The organism is Aquirufa antheringensis, from assembly GCF_004307425.1.
In the GTDB taxonomy this organism is placed as follows: Bacteria; Bacteroidota; Bacteroidia; order Cytophagales; family Spirosomataceae; genus Aquirufa; species Aquirufa antheringensis.
Map to the genome: position 1 here is coordinate 517,361 of NZ_SEWZ01000003.1, position 20,427 is coordinate 537,787.

At 42.0% G+C, this 20,427-nt stretch carries 20 protein-coding genes; 7 read left to right on the plus strand and 13 right to left on the minus strand.

Annotated elements, in window-relative coordinates; all coding sequences use genetic code 11:
• The first annotated feature begins 48 nt into the window (after positions 1 to 48).
• Both EWU21_RS07980 and EWU21_RS07985 read left to right on the plus strand, forming a co-directional pair.
• Complete coding sequence (locus EWU21_RS07980) at positions 49 to 330, plus strand: iron-sulfur cluster assembly accessory protein (RefSeq protein WP_130896289.1); 282 nt, start codon at positions 49 to 51, stop codon at positions 328 to 330.
• Positions 327 to 1,217, plus strand: coding sequence for a Ppx/GppA phosphatase family protein (locus tag EWU21_RS07985; RefSeq protein WP_130896290.1), 891 nt, complete (start codon positions 327 to 329; stop codon positions 1,215 to 1,217). Before EWU21_RS07980 ends, EWU21_RS07985 begins: the two co-directional genes overlap by 4 nt.
• On the opposite strand, the gene EWU21_RS07990 is transcribed toward EWU21_RS07985, so the two are convergent.
• The 6 genes from EWU21_RS07990 to EWU21_RS08010 are packed head-to-tail and all read right to left on the minus strand — an operon-like array spanning position 1,218 to position 5,459.
• Positions 1,218 to 2,108, minus strand: a complete 891-nt coding sequence (locus EWU21_RS07990) for a DUF3078 domain-containing protein (RefSeq protein WP_130896291.1) — start codon at positions 2,106 to 2,108, stop codon at positions 1,218 to 1,220.
• Positions 2,109 to 2,141: 33 nt separating this feature from the next.
• Entirely contained in the window at positions 2,142 to 3,020 is an 879-nt protein-coding gene (locus EWU21_RS07995) for an aldose epimerase family protein (protein ID WP_130896292.1), read from the minus strand.
• Positions 3,011 to 3,793, minus strand: coding sequence for a TIGR02757 family protein (locus tag EWU21_RS08000; protein ID WP_130896293.1), 783 nt, complete (start codon positions 3,791 to 3,793; stop codon positions 3,011 to 3,013). The genes EWU21_RS07995 and EWU21_RS08000 overlap by 10 nt, the downstream gene beginning before the upstream one ends.
• Entirely contained in the window at positions 3,790 to 3,951 is a 162-nt protein-coding gene (locus EWU21_RS11290; RefSeq protein WP_161566450.1) for a hypothetical protein, read from the minus strand. Before EWU21_RS11290 ends, EWU21_RS08000 begins: the two co-directional genes overlap by 4 nt.
• Position 3,952: 1 nt before the next feature.
• A complete protein-coding gene (locus EWU21_RS08005) occupies positions 3,953 to 4,813 on the minus strand; it encodes a septal ring lytic transglycosylase RlpA family protein (protein ID WP_130896295.1) in 861 nt (286 codons plus the stop codon).
• Entirely contained in the window at positions 4,800 to 5,459 is a 660-nt protein-coding gene (locus EWU21_RS08010; RefSeq protein WP_130896297.1) for a hypothetical protein, read from the minus strand. Before EWU21_RS08010 ends, EWU21_RS08005 begins: the two co-directional genes overlap by 14 nt.
• 63 nt (positions 5,460 to 5,522) lie before the next feature.
• Between EWU21_RS08010 and kdsB the strand changes: the two genes are divergently transcribed.
• The 4 genes from kdsB (at position 5,523) to EWU21_RS08030 (ending at position 11,400) form a co-directional block, all read left to right on the plus strand.
• Complete coding sequence (gene kdsB, locus EWU21_RS08015; protein ID WP_130896299.1) at positions 5,523 to 6,275, plus strand: 3-deoxy-manno-octulosonate cytidylyltransferase; 753 nt, start codon at positions 5,523 to 5,525, stop codon at positions 6,273 to 6,275.
• A gap of 64 nt (positions 6,276 to 6,339) precedes the next feature.
• On the plus strand, positions 6,340 to 10,098 hold the full coding sequence (gene metH, locus EWU21_RS08020; protein ID WP_130896301.1) for a methionine synthase: 3,759 nt from the start codon (positions 6,340 to 6,342) through the stop codon (positions 10,096 to 10,098).
• Positions 10,091 to 11,044: a methylenetetrahydrofolate reductase [NAD(P)H] gene (metF, locus tag EWU21_RS08025; protein ID WP_130896303.1), complete on the plus strand. Its 954-nt coding sequence runs from the start codon at positions 10,091 to 10,093 to the stop codon at positions 11,042 to 11,044. The genes metH and metF overlap by 8 nt, the downstream gene beginning before the upstream one ends.
• Positions 11,044 to 11,400: a CoA-binding protein gene (locus EWU21_RS08030; protein WP_130896305.1), complete on the plus strand. Its 357-nt coding sequence runs from the start codon at positions 11,044 to 11,046 to the stop codon at positions 11,398 to 11,400. Before metF ends, EWU21_RS08030 begins: the two co-directional genes overlap by 1 nt.
• A 4-nt stretch (positions 11,401 to 11,404) precedes the next feature.
• On the opposite strand, the gene purS is transcribed toward EWU21_RS08030, so the two are convergent.
• Genes purS through selD form a run of 6 tightly spaced genes read right to left on the minus strand, consistent with a single transcriptional unit; the run spans position 11,405 to position 15,503 of the window.
• Entirely contained in the window at positions 11,405 to 11,656 is a 252-nt protein-coding gene (gene purS / locus EWU21_RS08035; protein WP_130896307.1) for a phosphoribosylformylglycinamidine synthase subunit PurS, read from the minus strand.
• Positions 11,656 to 12,369: a CDP-diacylglycerol--serine O-phosphatidyltransferase gene (pssA, locus tag EWU21_RS08040; protein WP_130896309.1), complete on the minus strand. Its 714-nt coding sequence runs from the start codon at positions 12,367 to 12,369 to the stop codon at positions 11,656 to 11,658. The genes purS and pssA overlap by 1 nt, the downstream gene beginning before the upstream one ends.
• Positions 12,366 to 13,007, minus strand: a complete 642-nt coding sequence (locus tag EWU21_RS08045; protein WP_236633201.1) for an MBL fold metallo-hydrolase — start codon at positions 13,005 to 13,007, stop codon at positions 12,366 to 12,368. The genes pssA and EWU21_RS08045 overlap by 4 nt, the downstream gene beginning before the upstream one ends.
• A gap of 2 nt (positions 13,008 to 13,009) precedes the next feature.
• Positions 13,010 to 13,708 carry an SAM-dependent methyltransferase gene (locus tag EWU21_RS08050; RefSeq protein WP_130896311.1) on the minus strand — a complete coding sequence of 233 codons (699 nt, stop codon included), beginning with the start codon at positions 13,706 to 13,708 and terminating at the stop codon, positions 13,010 to 13,012.
• Positions 13,705 to 14,466 (minus strand): alpha/beta fold hydrolase, encoded by a 762-nt coding sequence (locus EWU21_RS08055; RefSeq protein ID WP_130896313.1) that lies wholly within the window; start codon positions 14,464 to 14,466, stop codon positions 13,705 to 13,707. Before EWU21_RS08055 ends, EWU21_RS08050 begins: the two co-directional genes overlap by 4 nt.
• A complete protein-coding gene (gene selD / locus EWU21_RS08060) occupies positions 14,466 to 15,503 on the minus strand; it encodes a selenide, water dikinase SelD (protein ID WP_130896314.1) in 1,038 nt (345 codons plus the stop codon). The genes EWU21_RS08055 and selD overlap by 1 nt, the downstream gene beginning before the upstream one ends.
• Positions 15,504 to 15,759: 256 nt before the next feature.
• On the opposite strand from selD, the gene EWU21_RS08065 reads away from it, so the two are divergent.
• Complete coding sequence (locus EWU21_RS08065; protein ID WP_130896316.1) at positions 15,760 to 19,122, plus strand: TonB-dependent receptor; 3,363 nt, start codon at positions 15,760 to 15,762, stop codon at positions 19,120 to 19,122.
• A gap of 332 nt (positions 19,123 to 19,454) precedes the next feature.
• Here the strand turns inward: EWU21_RS08065 and EWU21_RS08070 are convergent, their stop codons facing one another.
• On the minus strand, positions 19,455 to 20,426 hold the full coding sequence (locus EWU21_RS08070) for a UDP-glucuronic acid decarboxylase family protein (RefSeq protein ID WP_130896318.1): 972 nt from the start codon (positions 20,424 to 20,426) through the stop codon (positions 19,455 to 19,457).
• Position 20,427: the final 1 nt, after the last annotated feature.

A 20,427-nucleotide genomic window follows, 5' to 3' on the forward strand; every position in this document is an offset into this window, starting at 1 on the left:
TTTCAAGCCTAAAATTAGCTAATTTTACATCGACATCCTCGTTAATACATGTTAATAGATCCTCCCGTTCGTTTGACCGAATCAGCCCTCGAAAACCTACGTTTAATTACGTTTCCGGAGCCTTTTCTCCGGGTGGGAATGCGTGGAGGAACCTGTGGAGGAACTTTTGTCCTTGGTTTTGATACTAAAACAGAAAATGATGAGGAGTATTTGATTGAAAATATCCCTGTCGTTATTGATCGAAGAGAATTATTATTTGTCCTAGGTACAGAAATCTCGTACGAAGTGCAAGGCAATGGTTTTTACCTTCATAAACCCCCTAAAGTATGAAATTTGCAGCCATTGATATCGGATCTAACGCCGCTCGCCTTCAAATATCTAGTGTATTAGAAAATGAGGGAGTCATCAGTTTTAAGCGGATTGAATATGTGCGTTTTGCCCTTCGTTTAGGACATGATGTCTTTAGTGATGGCATGATTTCGCCTGAGTCTGAGGTGCGTATTTTCAAATTAATGCACGCCTATAAATTATTGATGGACTTGCACGAAGTGAAGGACTATGCGATTTGTGCTACATCGGCTATGCGGGAAGCGTCTAACTCATCAGAGATTATCACTCGAATTCATAAGATATTGGATATGAAAATCCAGTTGATTGATGGTAGCCGTGAAGCGGAATTAATCAATGATGTGGTCGTTCAATCTTTACATCCGAAGAAAAATTACTTGCACATCGATGTGGGTGGGGGTAGTACGGAATTGAATATCTATCGTCACCGGGAAAAATTAGCTTCGAAGTCTTTTAAAATAGGGTCGGTGCGATTACTAGAAGGAACGGAAAAAGAGGGAGATTGGGAGAAGATGAAGAATTGGATTTCTCAGCAAAAAGAGTTGATTTCAGGAGATATTGAGGCAATTGGGACAGGAGGAAACATAGCTAAATTATTTAATTTGTCTAAACCTGCTGCCGAGGAAAAGTCGATGACTTTCGATGCCTTATTTGAAATGGCGGCCTACGTGGGTTCGTTCTCTTTTGAGGATCGCGTGAATAAATTACGTTTAAATACAGACCGCGCGGATGTGATTGTTCCGGCAGCTTCCATTTATTTAACGGCGATGGAATTAGGCGGTTGTCAGACGATATTTGTGCCTGATTTAGGCTTAAAAGACGGTATTATCCAAATGTTGTATGATCGGTACTTAAACCGAAAGAAATAGTTATTTTTCGATGCGGTAAACAAGGCCCATGGATAGGACTTGAGAGAATTGCCAATTAGGATCTTGGTCATAATCTCGAAAAAGCACCATTTGCAGATTAGTGCTCACATATTTATTCACTTTCATCGTTACATTCGCATCTAATCGATGTACAATACTGTTCGATAAAGTAAGTCTGAAATAATCGATTAAGGCTGAATAACGTGCTTTTACATTAATATTCTCCCATACATCTTTGTCCACGTTGACTAAATATTGAAATACGAACTGATTTCTGATATTGTCTCCTGGTTTCTCTAGACCATATAATCCTGCTCTGGAGATGGCTTGGTCGAAGACAAAGGTTTGGCGTAAAGAACCAATACCGATTCGTGTATAAAATGATTTGTCTGGATGGTATTCTAGACCCATGGAGGAAGTCAAATAGGCCGGAGCAAATAAACTCGAAATTAAGGAGTCTACCGGAACGCCCGCTTTATTTTTCTTGCCATAATCATATCCATTAAAGAATTGAGTCTGGAAGTTAGTCGATCCATAAAAGTCCCATTTAGGGCTGATGCGATAACCCGCCTTGAATTCGTATGCAATGCGGTCGATGTTTTTGCGTAGACTTTGAGTTCTGTTTTGGAGAAATCCGACTTGTAAATTCAGGTCAGAATTCAAGCGCCAAGATTCATTCGAAACGTTAGCGCTGTGATTCAAATACCAGCCTATCGCTAAGGTATTCGTTCCGCCACCTTTCCAGTTATCACTGAAACTGGACTGATTTAAGTTAATCCCAGAGGTCATCACTTGTTTCCATTTATTCGCTGTAGAATCCGCCTTAGATTCCCCGAATAGAGGGCTCCAAGCAGTTAAAAACAGTAAAATGACTAACAGATTAAACTTCATTTGACAAATGTACAAAAAACCTGAATGATTGATCTATTTTCCTATGGATAAACGGATCTGTCCTGAAAAGGCCTCCGAAGGGGCTAATTCGATCAAGCCATCACCGGTATTAAAGGCGTCTGTATTGGCAGTCATTGGCTCAATCGCCACCGAGTGATATCCTTCCGGTTGAAAGACCACTAAAAAGGGAAATTGAACAGAGGATTGAGTTAAAAAAAGCGAACGCTGGTGTTTATGATCGATGAATTCTGTGACGTGTTTTTCCCTAGGCTCTAGTCGAAAAACGTGGTCCACTTTCTCTTGACTGAAAACAAATTCGCTCTTACCTTGTAGATTTTCCTCTTTCAAAGGAATCATTTGGGAGTCTGATAAAAAACGGCTAGTGGGATGAAATTTGATAGATAAATCAGCTGCTTTTGTGTCTGGGAAGCTGAAATAAGGGTGCCAGCCACAGGCGAAAGGCATGGACGTTGAGCCCGTGTTCTGGGCCATAAAGGTAATTTCAAGACCGCCTTCCTCTGCTAAGGTATACGTATATCGGAAAGTAAATGGAAAGGGGTAATTAGGTTCAGCACCTTGGTACGCATGTTCTAATGTGACAGACGATTCTGTTTTTTGTAAAAGGGTAAACGGTACTCTAGCCAATAAACCGTGAATAGCGTTTCCTAAGGCGGGTTCGTTGATGGGTAATTGGTAATTTTTACCCTTGAATGAATAGTTTCCGTTACGAACTCGATTTACCCAGGGGGTTAACAAGGCGCTGGGGTGGTAAGGGTTGCTCGCTAAGGGATGATCGGAGCTTCCGGGAAGGTCGATTAATGATAGGCCACCAAGATTTAGTTCGATTAAACTCGCTCCCGTTTTTTCGTCGATACGAAGGTAATCACCCGTCTTTTTGTTGCTTATTTCCATAGCGTTTTTTCTTCGATGCCCATTCCGTAGAGGGCAAAATCATATTTGACAGGATCGCTTGGATCCAGTTCACGTAGCGTTTCGGTAAGGGCCAAAGCCGTTTTCCAATTCGCCTTCTCTTCTTTCATTAGACCCAGTTGGGCAGCTGTGCGCATCGCGTGCACATCGAGTGGACAAACTAATTGTGCTGGTTTGATGGTATTCCAAAGTCCAAAATCAACTCCAGCCTCATCTTTTCTCACCATCCACCGCAAAAACATTGAAATGCGTTTACAAGCCGAGTTTTTCAGAGGAGAAGCAATGTGTTTTTTTGTGCGCTCGGGAGCCCATTCGGATTGAAAGAAATAATCGTAAAAACCATTTAGTCCATTCTCCACACTTAAGTCCTCCGCTTTCAAACCTAGGTTGAACGCCGTTTCTAGGGAATTATTGTTTTGATAATGTCTTTGGAAGAAATCAATAAAATAAAGTGTATCTGGGTATTGAAAAGTCCGGTGTTTGAAATGCTCAAATCGTTTTAGATCAGTTGCTTGATGTCCTAAAATGAACTCATACGGTGTGCCATCCATCAATTCGATGAGTGTTTGCGCATTTTGAAGTATCGTTTTACGCTGACCCCAGGCTAAAATAGCGACCCAAAACCCCATTATCTCCTTGTCTTGCAAACGACTAAAGCGATGCGGAATTTGGATAGGATCGTGTTCAATAAAGCGCGGATGATTGAAAAAAGCGAATTTCTCGTCTAAGATGGCCGCTATTTTTTCTGAAATCATTTTCGGCTAAATAGGGCAATTAAACGGGAGGGAAGGGAGAATATCCAGACCAATACCGTTACCGCAACCGAAAACGCCGCAATAAAGGGATAAGATAAAATGAAGAATACCTCAAAAATAACGTGACCTGCGGTGATAGGCCTTTTTCTCTTGTTCATATTACTGTAATAAATAAGAGATTTCAGCTCTAACGCGCTTATCAACGGCATTCAATTTCTCAAAAGCTTTCGGAGAAAGTTTGATGATCACTTTGTTATCGCCGTTCGGCAAACGTCCGATGACCTTTACCCAAATGCTTTGATTATTCGTTAGATTTTTGACTAAAACCAAGGTTCCAATCGGAGCGGTGCGGTGCAAGGCTAAGAATTTGCCAGAATTATCAGGTACGTCAATCAGTTCCGCAATTCCTGTTTCAATCTTCTTTTTGATGTCCTCAGGGCCTTTTTCTTTCGCGGGAGCTACGACGGTTTCAGCTGGTGCGGATGCTGCTGGTGCTGCCGATTTTGCAGGCAATAAATTGCTCTTATCAACTGCCATAGCGGAACTGGATCCAGCTGGATCTGAGACGATTAAGCGTTGACCTTCTTGTAAACGATCTGAGGTTAGATTATTCCATTTACGCAATTCAGCCATCGTTACTTTGTGCATGTTCGCTACTGAAAGCAAACCTTGCTTAGGGGCTACAATGTGAATTTCTGCTTCCTTAGGTATTTCTGCTGCTTTTTCTTCCACTACTTTAGGGGCTGGATTGCTTTCTTCTAAGTAGTGCAAAGGAATATAAACGATTTCGCCCGTTTTCACAGGGATTTGGACATCGGTATTAGCCGATTTGAATTCGCTTAACGATAAATTATACCGTTTTAGGATCGAAAATAGGGATTGCTTGGGACCTACTTTGAACAATAAAAAAGTCTTGTTGTTCTCCTTTTTTAAGCCCAAGGAATCGAGGGTGCTCGCCTTTGTAGAAAACTGCAATGCAAATAAAAAGGCGATGAGTAAGGTTAGTTTATAATTTTTCATAAATCTTCAATTTCAGTTTATCCTTCACAAAAATCAATTGTTCATTGAGTAACGTAAAGGTTTGGTATCCGATGGTATCTCCTTCAGCGATCTGTTCTAATAAGATCGTGTCAAAGGCTAAATTACATACCCTGAGGTAGTTTTTCCAGCCATTATCGTAAAGATAATAAGAAAATAGTAGCTTATCCTCACCTTCAAAATAATCTATTCCTTTCGCGATCGTTTCGTTGAATTGCTGCTGGAAGAAGGTTTGGAAGTCTTTAAAATAGTCTTGGCTTTCTTCGTAATGCTGGGGTACTTGAAATGAAAAGTCGCTTTCTGTGCTTATTGGGCGAGGTTTTTCTTCTTTCAGTAGCTTCAGTGGCTCTAAAGAATAGGTTTTTATAGACTCTATTCCTGGATTTTTTGACTGCTGTAATTTGATGAAAAGCGCCTCGTTTTCTGAGCCGTGTACAAAGTTTAATTGGGCATAATCGGAGGGAGCCTTTCCTAAAAGGGAAACCTCTTTAGTCGCTAAATCGATCGAATGCCAAAATGCCTCAGCGTTTCCTCTCGTTTCCACCCACAAACGAGGTTCGTCTGGTTTTCCCCAGAAGCGGATGCTCCAGATTGGTTCAGCAAAGGAATGTTCGAAAAATACAGGCAAAGGCTCGAATGTTTGGAAATTATGTGCAAATTTGGCAAAATTCTATCAAAAAACGTAATTAGTATGATTCACGGCAAAAAGGTCGTCGCCATAATTCCGGCTCGATTCGCATCCACTCGCTTCCCGGGAAAACCACTGGTAGATCTGGGAGGAAAACCGATGATTCAGCGGACTTATGAACGCGTCAAGTCGGTCAAAGGCTTTGATCGTATTGTGATAGCGACAGATGATCAGCGAATTTTCGAGGTGGCTGTTGGCTTCGGGGCAGAGGTGATGTTGACAGCTGATACGCATTTAACCGGTACCGATCGATGTGCCGAAGTACTAAGTCGATTAGGTGAAACGGTCGATTATGTGGTGAATATCCAAGGGGATGAGCCTTTTATAGAGCCGGAACAATTACGCAAAGTGGCTTCAGGATTTGCGTCAGGAGCACCTGTTTTGACCCTAATTAAAAAAATAACAGACACAGAAACTTTATTCAATACCAATACACCTAAAGTGATTTGCGACCAGGAAGGTCATGCCCTTTATTTTTCCCGTCAAACCATTCCTTTTTTAAGAGGGGTGGAGCCTTCAGAATGGTTAAATAGGCATACTTTCTACAAACACATCGGATTGTACGCCTATCGGGCTGATATTTTGCCCGGTTTAAGTGCACTTAAGCCCACTTCACTAGAGCTGGCAGAATCCCTAGAACAGTTGCGTTGGATTCAAAATGGCATTCAAATAAAGGCCATCGAAACGCAATTTGAAACCATAGGAATTGATTCCCCGGAAGATCTTGAAAAAATTCAAAAAATGGGCCTCATTTAGGCTGAAAAGCGGTATATTTGCTAGATTTTTGGCATAAACATCTGTCAAAGATTCGATTATACTTATGCAAAGACCACAGATAAAAGACGTATTGCGCGAAAAGATTTTAATTCTTGACGGCGCGATGGGTTCTTTAATTCAACAATACAATTTAACGGATGCGGATTACCGCGGCGAACGCTTCAAGAATTTCCCGCACGAAGTGAAAGGAAACAATGATTTGTTGTCCATCACGCGTCCGGATGTGATCAAAGAAATTCACGCGAAATACTTTTCTGCAGGTGCGGACATCGCGGAAACAAATACCTTCTCTGGAACTTCCATCGCGATGGCGGATTACCACATGGAGGATTTGGTCTATGAATTAAATTTCGAGTCAGCGAAAATTGCCCGTGAAGTTGCGGATGAATTTACGGCCAAGGATCCCTCGAAGCCACGCTATGTAGCCGGTTCCATCGGGCCAACGAACCGTACTCTTTCGTTATCCCCAGATGTAAATGATCCAGGTTATAGAGCGGTTACTTTCGATGAATTAGTTGAAGCTTATACAGAACAAATTCGTGGTTTAGTCGACGGTGGGGCTGATTTGCTCCTAGTGGAAACTATTTTCGATACCTTAAATGCGAAGGCAGCCCTGTTTGCCATTGATCACTATTTCAAGCAAAATTCATCCAAGCCTTATTTGCCGGTGATGGTTTCTGGAACGATCACGGATGCTTCTGGGCGTACCTTATCAGGCCAAACAACGGAAGCCTTCTTGACTTCGGTATCCCACATGCCTTTGCTTTCAGTGGGCTTAAACTGCGCTTTAGGAGCAGATTTAATGCGTCCTTATGTAAAGACATTGAACGATAAATCCCCTTTCTTGGTTTCTGCTCACCCGAATGCGGGCTTGCCGAACGAAATGGGTGAATACGATCAATCTCCTGCAGAAATGGCAGTTATCATCGATGATTTCTTAGCAAATGGCTTCTTGAACATCATTGGAGGCTGTTGCGGAACTACGCCAGCGCACATTCAAGCGATTGCGGAAGTAGCTTCGAAGCACAAGCCACACGTGATTCCGGAAGAAAATGTGAATCAGAAATTGTCTGGTTTAGAGCCTTTAGAAATTACGGAATTAACGAATTTCGTGAACGTAGGGGAGCGTTGCAATGTGACGGGTTCGAAGAAATTCGCACGTTTAATTCGCGAGGAGAAATTCGAGGAAGCCATTGCGGTGGCCCGCGAACAGGTGGATGGTGGTGCGCAGATTTTGGACATCAATATGGATGAGGGGATGATTGATGGCGTGAAAATGATGCCTCAATTCCTGAATTTATTGATGGCTGAGCCTGATATCGCTCGTTTACCGATTATGATTGACTCTTCTAAGTGGGAAGTAATCGAAGCCGGTTTGAAATGCGTACAAGGTAAATCGGTGGTTAACTCGATCTCGTTGAAAGAAGGGGAAGAGAAATTCATTGAATCCGCGAACAAAGTGAAAATGTACGGTGCTTCGGTCGTCGTGATGGCCTTTGATGAAACGGGTCAAGCGGATTCATACCAGCGTCGTATCGAGATTTGTCAACGTGCTTACGATATTTTAGTCGATAAAGTAGGTTTCCCTGCGCAGGATATCATTTTCGACCCTAATATTTTAACGGTTGCGACCGGAATTGAGGAGCATAATAATTATGCAGTTGATTTCATCAAAGCAACCAAATGGATTAAAGAAAACTTGCCGCACGCGAAAGTTTCGGGTGGGGTTTCGAATATTTCCTTCTCCTTCCGCGGAAACGAATTAGTGCGGGAGGCAATGCACACCGTGTTCTTGTACCACGCGATTAAGGCGGGTATGGATATGGGTATCGTTAATGCCAGTCAATTAGGCGTTTATGATGACATTGATAAAACGTTACGCGATTTGTGCGAGGATGTTTTATTGAATCGCAATCCGGAATCGACGGAGAAATTAGTGGCTTATGCGGAGACAGTTAAGTCCGCAGGTAAAGAATTAGTTGTAGATGATGCCTGGAGAAAAGAACCAGTGAACAAGCGTTTAGAACACGCCTTGATTAAAGGTTTGACCGAATTCATCGATGAAGATGTAGAAGAAGCGCGTCAATTAGTCGAGCGTCCGATTCAGGTGATTGAAGGTCCGTTGATGGATGGGATGAATGTGGTGGGAGATTTGTTCGGAGAAGGAAAAATGTTCTTGCCACAGGTCGTGAAGTCCGCTCGTGTGATGAAGAAGGCTGTGGCCTATTTATTGCCTTATATTGAAGCAGAGAAGCAAGGAGGGGAGAGTTCGTCGGCTGGAAAGATCTTGATGGCGACGGTGAAAGGCGATGTGCATGATATTGGAAAGAATATTGTGGGTGTGGTTTTGGCATGTAATAACTACGAAGTAATCGACATCGGTGTGATGGTTCCTTGCGATAAGATCCTGGCTGCGGCGAAGGAGCATAACGTAGATATCATCGGTTTATCCGGTTTGATTACGCCGTCATTAGATGAGATGGTGTATGTGGCCAAAGAAATGGAGCGTCTTGGTTTCAAAGTGCCTCTTTTAATTGGTGGAGCTACAACGTCTCGTATTCACACCGCGGTGAAAATTGATCCTCACTACTCAGGACCCGTGATTCACGTATTAGATGCCTCCCGTTCTGTACCGGTGGCAGGTCGTTTATTGCAAAGTGAATTGACTTCTCAAGAAATCTTCAACGAGATTAAAACGGAATACGCTGAATTGAGAACGGCTCATGCTGCCCGTCAGCAAGAGAAAAATTACTTATCGATCGATCAAGCTCGTGCAAAATCGAGCGGCATTGATTGGACTGGATTTAAATCGAAACAACCGTCATTCTTAGGCGTGAAGTATTTTGAAGACTATTCGTTAGAGGAAATTGCGAAATACATCGACTGGACGCCGTTCTTCTCAACTTGGCAATTGTCCGGAAAATACCCGCGTATTTTCGATAACGAAGTGGTAGGCAAAGAGGCGAAGAAATTATTCGATGATGCCCAGGCTTTATTGAAAGAGATTATTGCGAATAAATCGCTTCAAGCGAAGGCGGCCTTAGGGTTTTTCCCGGCCAACTCGCTTGGAGATGACATTATCTTACACGATTACGTGGAGAAGGCGCTAGAGGTTGCTTGCGAGAAACACGGTTCACACAAACAGGTTTCTTATGAGATTCAACCCAAAGACGAATCTTCTGACAAGAGCCAATGGTTGCACCATTTACGTCAGCAAGGCCAAAAAGCGAGCACGCTTCCTAACCGTTGTTTAAGTGACTTTATTGCTCCTTTAAACTCGGGTGAGACGGATTATATCGGTGCCTTTGCGGTGACGACGGGTCTGGGAATCGAAGCGCTTTTAGATAAGTATGAAAAAGAGCATGATGACTATAACTCCATTATGGTCAAGGCTTTAGCAGATCGTTTAGCGGAAGCTTTTGCCGAATTATTGCACGAACGTGTGCGTAAAGAATTCTGGGGTTATGCTTCAGAAGAGACTTTAAGCAATGAAGACTTAATTTCAGAGAAATACGACGGAATTCGTCCGGCACCTGGTTATCCAGCTTGTCCAGATCACACGGAGAAGAAACGTTTGTTTGAATTATTGGATGCGGAGAAGCAGATCGGGATTCAATTAACGGAAAGTTATGCGATGTATCCGGCTTCCGCGGTGTCTGGATTCTATTTCTCTCATCCCGAGAGTACGTATTTTGGTTTAGGTAAGATTGCGAAAGACCAAGTAACAGATTACGCGAAGCGCAAAGGAATGTCATTAGATGACGTAGAAAGATGGTTAAGCCCCGTATTGAATTATGACTAAGATTACTAAATACTTTGAAGAAGCGGCGGGAAAAACACTTTTCTCGATCGAGATTATTCCACCGATGAAAGGCCAGCATTTGGGCGAATTAATGTCACACATTGAGCCTTTGATGGAATTTAAGCCGCCCTTTATTGAGGTGACGTATCACCGCGAGGAATTTGTAGAGAAAGTGATAGATGGGGTATCGAAACGTATTCCTATTCGCAAGCGTCCAGGTACCCTAGGCATCTGCGCATCCATCATGCAGCGTTTTCAAATCGAAGCCGTTCCGCACGTGATTTGTGGAGGGTTTACCAAAGAAGAAACGGAGGATTTCCTAATCGATTTACACTATTTGGGGATCGAAAATGCCCTTCTATTGCGCGGTGATCAAGAAAAAGGGGAACCTCATTTCATCCCTAAGCCAGGCGGTCACGCCTATGCTAACGAATTAGTGGAGCAAGTAGCGGCGATGAATCAAGGTATTTTATTGCACGAAGAAACGGAATCATTACCCACCAACTTTTGTATTGGCGTGGCAGGTTATCCGGAGAAACATATTGATGCTGTTTCCTTTGATCAAGACTTACGCTATTTGAAGCAAAAGGTGGATGCGGGTGCAGATTATATTGTTACTCAGATGTTCTTCGATAACGCGAAGTATTTTGATTTCGTTAAAAAATGCCGTGAAATGGGTATTCATGTGCCCATTATTCCAGGTCTAAAACCATTGGCAACAGAACGTCAATTAGACATTTTGCCAGAGATTTTCCATTTAGAGATTCCTGCTGAATTTGTCTCGGAGGCTCGTAAATGCTCGAATAATGCTGCCATCAAGCAATTAGGAATTGAGTGGGCAGTCCAACAAGGAAAAGAATTAATTCAAGCAGGTGTTCCTGCCTTGCATTTCTATACGATGAGTAAATCAGATAGCGTACGCGCTATCGCTGAAAAATTATTCTAATGAAAGTTCTGGTCTACGGTGCGAGTACGAATCCAAGTCGATATGCCTATATCGCAACGGAATTGCTTTTGCAACATGGACACGAGGTCTCATTAGTGGGGATTAAAAAAGGGGAGGTGTTGGGCTTGATCATTCAACAGGATCAACCTTTATTGCAAGATATCGACACTGTTACTTTGTACGTAGGTCCTGCGAATCAGGAGGGTCTTTTAGCATACCTTTCGGCTATATCACCCAGACGAGTGATATTCAATCCAGGCACAGAAAATTCGGTGCTAGAGAAAGCTTTACAGAATAAGGGAATAGAAGTAGAAGAGGCCTGCACGCTGGTATTATTGCATACAGGCCAGTTTTAGTCTCTTATTGAGCTGTTAATGTAAACTCAAATTCTTCCATAATCAAGTTCGCTAGCAATTTCTTGCAAGCGTTAGTTACCACCTCATTTGCCTCAGCTTCAGAAGCTGCATCCACTGTTAATGTGATGTGCTTGCCGATACGAACGCCTGCCACTTGGTTAATACCTAAGTTTTGTAAGCCAATAAGTACCGCTTTTCCCTGAGGATCAAGGATTTCTTTTTGAGGCATTACGTTGATTTCAGCTAAGAATTTCATTATTTGTTTGGATTTAAAAGGAAAATAAGGCCGGAAAGAAGGATGTATGCGATCACTAAAACCGGAATTGCTGCAAATTTAAGCATAACAAGGGCAGCAATGCAAAAAATAAGGAAAATGAATTTTACTTGATTGCTTTTCCAATCCCAGGTCTTAAACTTAAAGGCCAACAGGGGCAATTCGCAAACTAATAGATAACTCATGACTATCGCATAAATCAAAAGGCCTTTGAATGATAAAATATAAGCGCTGTATTCCGGCTGGAAATGTAGAATTAAGGGTAAAGACGCAATTAATAGACCATTTGCTGGTGTAGGGACACCGATAAACTGGTCGCTTTGACGTGTATCAATATTGAATTTAGCCAAACGATACGCGGACATCAGAGTCAAAGCAAACACCATAAAGGGCTTGTAGAACCCGAATAGACCCACGGTGCATTGAGTGCCGCAACTTTGTTCGACTAATGAAAACAAGATAAAAGCAGGCAGCACCCCAAAAGAGACCATATCTGCCAAAGAATCCAACTCTTTTCCTAGATCAGAATAAGCTTTCAAGGCGCGCGCTAAAAATCCATCGAAGAAATCGCATACCAATGAGATAAATATACAATAAGAGGCGCTCACTAAATCGCCTTGCATTACGAACCAAAGTCCGATGCAACCCGCTAATAAATTACCTAGCGTTAATAGGTTAGGGATTTCTTTTTTCATGCTTTTACGTAAGGATTAGATACTTTCTCCTCCCCGATGGTGGTGCTTCCCCCGTGTCCAGGATACACAATCGTCGAATCAGGTAAGGTATATAATTGCGTTTGAATACTCTGTACTAAATCAGCGTGGTTGCAAAGTGGGAAGTCCGTTCTGCCCACACTGCGTCTAAACAAGACATCCCCATCAAATAGAAGGCCTTCTTTTTCAAAATACAAGGCCACATGACCAGGTGCGTGACCCGGTACAAACAAGATCTTGATTTCCATTTCGCCAATGTGCAGCACTTGATTTTCCTCATACCAAACATCTACTTCAGAGGGTTGGTAGTGAGGAAATCCATATACTTGTGCCCGATTCGCTGCATCTTTTAATAGAGGCTCATCTTTCGGATGTAGGTAAAAGGGGATCTTGAATTCTTGTTTAAAATATTCTACCCCTAGCACATGATCGATGTGCGCGTGGGTATTTAATATATGAGTTAAGGTAATATTTTTCTCCTCGATGAAGTTTTTTAGCGTTTGGCGCTCTTCGTAGGTATAGCAACCAGGGTCTACAATAATTCCTGTTCCTTTGTTATCCCAAATAACATAGGTGTTTTCTTGAAAAGGATTTAGTGTGAAGGCTTGGTGAAAGATCATATTTATTTACCTAAAAGAAAAATACAAGGTTTTTTGTGCAAATCGGGTTGCGCTTTTGCCCAGTCGCTGGCTTTTTTTGTTTGGACAAAACCAGAGGGCGCGGTCACATCACAGGCAATGCAAATTAGGGAATCTGGGGCACATTGTGCAATCAAATCTTCTAGTAGTGCATTATTACGATAGGGTGTTTCGATGAAGATTTGTGTCTGATCCCATTTGGCTACATCTCTGTCTAGTTGCTCTATCTTGCGAATACGAGCGGCTTTATCGATAGGAAGGTAGCCGATGAAGGCGAAACTTTGGCCTGAAAATCCAGACCCCATTAATCCCAATAGGATAGAGGAGGGGCCTACTAAAGGAATGACTTCGATGTTTTGTTGCTGTGCAATCGAAACGGCTAAAGCTCCTGGATCCGCCACCCCAGGGCAACCCGCTTCTGAAATAACACCGATGTATTCGACTGAACTATGTTTTTTATAGAAGTCGGTGACCGTTTTAGACTGTGTATCCTTATCTAATACTTCAAAAGTCAAGCTCTCAATCTGAATTCCTAATTTCAATTCACTGATGAATCTCCTGGCCGTTCGCACATTTTCGACTAAAAAATGCGTCGTCTGCTGAAGGGCCGTTAAGATTTGAGGAGGTAGGACTTCGGTTGAAGTGTTTTCAGCAATCGGGCAGGGGATTAGAAAAATTTTCATAAATACGATTGAAGCGCTTGTAAAAATAGCTCCGGTTGGTCCGCTTGCACCCAATGGCCTGCGCCTGGAATTTCTACAAGTTCAAAATTAGGGAAAATTTCCGCAATGTATCGTTCGTCTTCCGGTTGAATATAATGGGAATCAGCTCCTTTAATGAATAACGTTTCAGTATTCGAGGCAGCAGGGACGAATAATTCGTGCCCCACTACATCAATATTTTTGGTGATTACTTTCAGATTAATTCGCCACGCAAATTGCTGCTCCGCGTTTCTGTACAGATTCTTTAAAAGGAATTGACGAACGCCTTCTTTTTCTTCAAAGCGCTTCAAATGCTCATTGGCTGCTTGGCGACTTTCCAATGTAGTTAAATTCAGGCTGTTTAATCCTTCCAAAATGTGCGTATGGTGTACTGGATAGAATTTAGGGGCGATATCGACTATCACGATGCGAGAAGCGATGCCCGGATGTAACAAATCAAATTGCATCACTACTTTGCCTCCCATGCTGTGGCCTATTAAAATAGGGTTTTCTAATTGATGCTCCTGGATGAATTCCAACAGATCAGCCGCCATCACCTCGTAATTGAATTCGTCTCCCCAGGGAGATTGTCCGTGGTTTCTTTGGTCCACTAAAAATACGCGGTGATTTTCTGAGATGGCTTTTCCAAAACCTAACCAATTATCGGAGGTCCCAAAAATGCCGTGTAGAATAATAACCGGCGTACCCGATTCACCAAGTGCGCGATAGAATAATTTCATTAGGCTAAGTAAATGGCTTTTTCTTTTCTGTCTGTTAATTCCCCAATCGGACTTAACTCTAATCCTTGCTCCAGTGCAAACTTTTCGAAGGCTGCCGTATGTTCCGCTTCTACAGCGATTAGTAATCCACCAGAAGTCTGAGGATCCGCTCCTATGTAACGTTGACGTTCTGAAATTTCTTCGCTTAAACGTTCGCCATAGCTGGCTAAATTGCGTGCTGTTCCACCTGGGAAGCACTTTTGGTCTAAATAATGATCAATATTGGGAAGCAATGGTAAGTTTTCGAACGCAATTTTAGCGCTCAATCCAGATCCATCCGCCATCTCCACTAAATGACCAAATAACCCGAATCCTGTCACATCCGTTAAAGAGGTAACATAAGGTAGTGGTCCAAGCTTTTCTCCAAATGAATTTAAGGTGCTCATTTGCTTCACCGCACGAGCCAAATCGGCAGGACTAACGATGCCTCGTTTTTGGCCTGTAGATAAAATACCCACGCCCAATGGCTTCGTTAAGTATAACATACAGCCTTTCGTGGCTGTATCATTCTGTTTCAAATGTTCTTTGCGCACTTTTCCAGTGACCGCAAGCCCAAAAATAGGTTCAGGGGAATCAATCGAATGGCCTCCAGCTAACGGAATTCCTGCTTCGGCACAAGCAGCGCGTCCACCTTCAAGTACTTGTGCCGCAATTTCTGGGGCTAATTTATCGATTGGCCAGCCTAAAATGGCGATGGCCATCAGAGGACTTCCGCCCATGGCATAGATATCAGAAATAGCATTGGTGGCTGCGATTTTCCCGAAATCAAAGGGGTCATCCACAATCGGCATAAAGAAATCCGTCGTTGAGATTACGGCTTCGCCATTCTGCCAATCAAATACGGCCGCATCATCTCGGCTCTCGTTTCCGACTAATAAGAGGGGATGGGAAGCCTTTGGTTTATCTGATTTAAGGATTTGGTCCAAAATCTGAGGGGATATTTTACATCCGCAACCTGCGCCGTGGCTAAAAGAAGTTAATTTGATATTTTCTGACATCTGGAATAATTAGGCTACAAAATTATTCTTTAAATAATTAAAAATTAAGTTTCTGTTAAATAAATGCGATTTATAGGACTATAAGAGGCTGCAGCTGTTAGGATATTGCAGGTTTTTTCGAGATTAGTCCTAAATATCAACGAATTAACCCATTTTCGGTGAAAATACTTTTTTGAGATATTTTGGAGTATTTGATTTTTCTCGTTTATTTTGTGCTATCATTTCTCAAATTATTATATAACTAAATTCCAAATTTATGCAGAGAAGGTTTATTACTAAATCAGTGTTATTGGGAGCGTTTTTCGCGCTTGTGATGGCACTACCTGTTGGGCAAGCCTTTGCTCAGGGGTCTACAACATCCGCTTTGTCGGGTATTGTTGTGGATGAAAAAGGAGAAGGATTACCAGGTGCTACGGTAATCGCAGTTCACGAGCCTACGGGTTCTCGTTACGGTGCCTCTACTCGTGGGGATGGCCGTTACAACATCGTTAACATGCGTGTGGGTGGTCCTTATAAAGTGACTGTATCTTTCGTAGGTTACAAAGAATCTGTTCAATCAGGTATTTCTTTGACGTTAGCTTCAGAACTTCGTCAAAACTTCAAATTAGAATTAAACCAAGCTCAACTAGAAGAAGTTAAGGTGGTTGCGTCTCGTTCCTCTGTGATTAACTCAGGTCGTACGGGTGCTGCTACAACGGTTTCTAACAGCTCTATCACTACTTTACCTACGTTAAACCGTTCGTTAGGTGATTTTGCTCGTTTAGATCCACGTGCAAATGGTTTGAACTTTGCTGGTCGTAATGCATTATATAACAACGTAACGGTAGACGGTGCGTTCTTTAACAATGCGTTCGCTTTATCACCTACCATTGGTGGACAAGCTGGTGCTTCTCCTATCTCAGTAGATGCGATCGATCAATTCCAAGTATTAATTGCTCCTTATGACGTTCGTCAAGGTATGGCAACGGGTGCTAACATCAACGTGGTAACGAAATCTGGTACAAACGATTGGTCTGGTTCTGCTTACTATTTTGGTACAGACCAAAACCAAGTAGGTAACAAGATCGGTGATGTGACAAACCAATATGGTAACTTCCAAAGGGGTCAATTCGGTGGTCGTATCGGTGGTGCTTTAGTAAAGAATAAATTGTTTGTTTTTGCCTCATTCGAGCAAGAATTACAAACACAACCAGGTTCTAACTTTGTAGCGCGCCGTGCTGGTTCTACAGCAGGTAATCAATCTATTGCGACAGTGGAGCAATTAGAAAGCATTAAGAGTTTGTTGAAATCGAAGTTCAACTATGATCCAGGTGCTTACGAGAACTGGGACAAAGAAAATTATTCTCAAAAAGCGAACGTTCGTTTAGACTGGAATATTTCTGACAAGCACAAGTTTAACTTGAAATACAACTACCTACGTTCTTATGCTGATGTTAGCCCATCATCATCAGGATCTTTATCAGGTGGTCGTAACCCATCAGCTACGGTTTTACCTTTCCAAGGTTCTTTATACCGTATTAACAACAACTTAGATTCGTACATTGCTGAATTGAACTCTACGTTCTCTGACAAATTAGCGAATAACTTGACTGTAGGTTATACACAAATGCGTGACTTCCGTCAATCACCTGTTAACAACACTCCGTTCCCAACAGTTGATATCGGTAACAATAACTTGAATGAGTTAACTGCTTTTGGTTTCGAGCCATTCTCAGCTAATAACCTTTTAGATTCTGATATCTTCCAAGCATCAGATAACTTAACTTACTATGCTGGAAAGCACGTATTTACGTTAGGTGCTGCATTTGAGATGAATGCATTTAGAAACGGTTTTGCTCCTAACTACTACGGTGGCTACCAATTCAAATCAGTAGATGATTTTATTGCCTCTGTAAACACGGGTGTTTCTAATGCGGTTCAATACCAACAATCTTGGTCTAATTACGCTACATTCCCATTTGCTGAAATGAAGGGTAACACAACTTCATTGTATGTACAAGATGAAATCACAGCAGCTAAAGGATTGAAATTAACTTTCGGTCTACGTGCAGATGGAACTTCATTCCCTGTGGATAATGATCCTAAGTACAACAACGCTTATGTTCCTAGCTTAACTTTCCGTAATAACACGGTATTAAGAACAAATCAGTTACCAGACTTTACGACTTTATGGTCTCCACGTTTTGGATTTAACTGGGATGTGAAAGATGACAAGACTACACAAGTACGTGGTGGTTTAGGTATCTTCTCTGGACGTGTTCCTTACGTTTGGTTATCTAACCAATTGTCTAATAATGGTGTATTATTTGGATCTGAGCGTTTAACAAATCCAACAAACCGTCCATTCAACGCGAATGTAGATGCTTACCGTCCGGCGGTAGCTACCTCTATTATCCCTACGTCTTATAACTTAGCGGTAACAGATCCTAACTTCAAATTCTCTCAAGTATTCCGTGCTAACTTAGCGGTAGACAAGAGCTTAGGAAATGGTTGGTTAGTATCATTAGAAGGTATCTACACGAAAGATATCAACGCAGTCTATTTGGAAAACGTCAACTTGCCAGATTCGAAAGTGAAGGCGGTAGGTGCTGATAACCGTGTTATTTATTACACAGCTTCTTCAGCGGGCATTCCAACGAATACGAAGATTAACCAAATATATGGTAACGTTAAAGGAGTTAATGCTCCAGCTGCAGGTAATTCAGGCTTGAATCCTAATATCTCAGATGCGATTGTGATCAAGAATACACAATTAGGTTATTCTTATGCCTTAACTGCAACGGTTTCTAAGGCATTTGATAATGGTCTATTTGCTTCCTTATCTTACACAAACTCTGATTCACGTTCAGTGAATGACGGTGGATCTATTGCTCAATCACAATGGAGAGATCGCGTTGTGTCTGGTGATCCGAACGAAAACGTAGCTTCTTATTCATCTTACATGCAATCACACCGTTTCAACGCGTATGGTTCATATAAATTGAATTACTTGAACGAAAAGGCAGCAACTACTTTTGGATTTACGTATTCAGTAGCTCCAGCAGGTCGTTTCTCTTATACGTACTCAGGTGATATGAATGGTGATGGCCAAACAGCTAATGACTTAATGTACATCCCTCGTGGAGAAGGTGAAATCATCTTGAAAGACAAAGTTATTTCTTACAACGTTTCTCAGAAATTCACTTACACAGCAGCACAACAATGGGCTGATTTAGATAAGTACATCTCTCAAGATGCTTATTTAAGCTCTCGTCGTGGTCAATATGCTGAGCGTAACGGAGCTGAATTACCTTGGGCTGCTAACTTTGATTTCAAAGTAATCCAAGATTTCTACATCCAGGTAGGTGGTAAGAAAAATACCTTACAATTCACGTTAGATGTATTTAACTTAGGTAATTATGCATCCTCACAGTGGGGCTTAAATCAAACACCTTTACGTGCTGGTTTATTATCTTATGTAGGTAATGACGCTACTACAGGTAAGCCAACGTTTGAATTCCCTCACCGTTACCAAGGTAACCCAACATCATCTGTTCCATTGACAGATTCATTCCAACGTAGCTTTGGTTTAGGGTCAAGATGGCAAGCACAGTTTGGTGTACGTTATATCTTTAATTAATAAAAAAGGGGACTTAGGTCCCCTTTTTTATAGAGTATAGAGTATAGAGCATAGAGTATAAAGTAGGTTAACAAAAAAGGCGCTTAAAGCGCCTTTTTTGTTTGTATAGGAAATAATTTTCTCCGGACTCATTGACTAAGCCGAGGGCGGCTCCGCCGCTTGAGGCGACTCTTTGACTACTGTTGTAGAGTAGAGATTGTCGAGTAGAGAGTAAAGATTTGGTTAACAAAAAAGGCGCAATCTGCGCCTTTTTTGTTTGTATAGTTCCCAGAAGTTTTAAAAAATGCGAGGGCACAAAATTATTGCAAAGCACAATTTTAGCCCTCGCTTTTTTAAAACTCTTTATGATGCGCCATTCGAAACAAATCGTCCTTACTCAACGACTTGAAGTAATCGTAAGTGATCTTCAATCCCTCTGCGCGACTCACTTTGGGTTCCCAGCCTAGAATGCTGCGCGCCTTGGTAATGTCAGGTTTACGTTGTTTGGGGTCATCTGTTGGCAATGGAAGAGAAATTAACTTCTGTGATGTACCTGTTAATTTGATGATCTCCTCACCAAATTCTTTGATCGTTATCTCATCCGGATTTCCAATATTCACAGGTTGTGCATAGTCGCTCAATAAGAGGCGATAAATGCCTTCGACTAAATCATCTACATAGCAGAACGAACGCGTCTGAGAACCATCGCCAAACATCGTTAAATCCTCGCCACGTAACGCTTGTCCAATAAACGCAGGCAATACACGACCATCGTTTAGTCGCATGCGTGGTCCATAGGTATTGAAAATACGAATGATGCGAGTTTCTAAACCGTGGTAAGTATGATACGCCATCGTCATGGCTTCTTGAAAGCGTTTGGCCTCATCATATACGCCACGTGGTCCCACTGGATTTACATTTCCCCAATACTCTTCTGGTTGTGGATGTACGTTCGGATCACCATACACTTCGGAAGTGGATGCAATCAAAACGCGCGCATTTTTCACGCGGGCTAAACCCAAGCAATTGTGGATACCTAATGATCCCACCTTTAAGGTTTGGATAGGTATCTTTAAATAGTCGATAGGAGAGGCTGGGGACGCAAAGTGTAGAATATAATCCAATTCACCTGGAACGTGGATGAATTTGGAAACATCATGGTGGTAGAATTCGAAATGTTCTAATTTGAACAAATGTTCGATGTTCTTTAGATCGCCCGTGATTAAATTATCCATCGCGATTACGTGGTAACCCTCTTTGATAAAACGATCACATAAATGAGATCCTAGAAATCCAGCTCCGCCGGTGATTAAAACTCTTTTCATA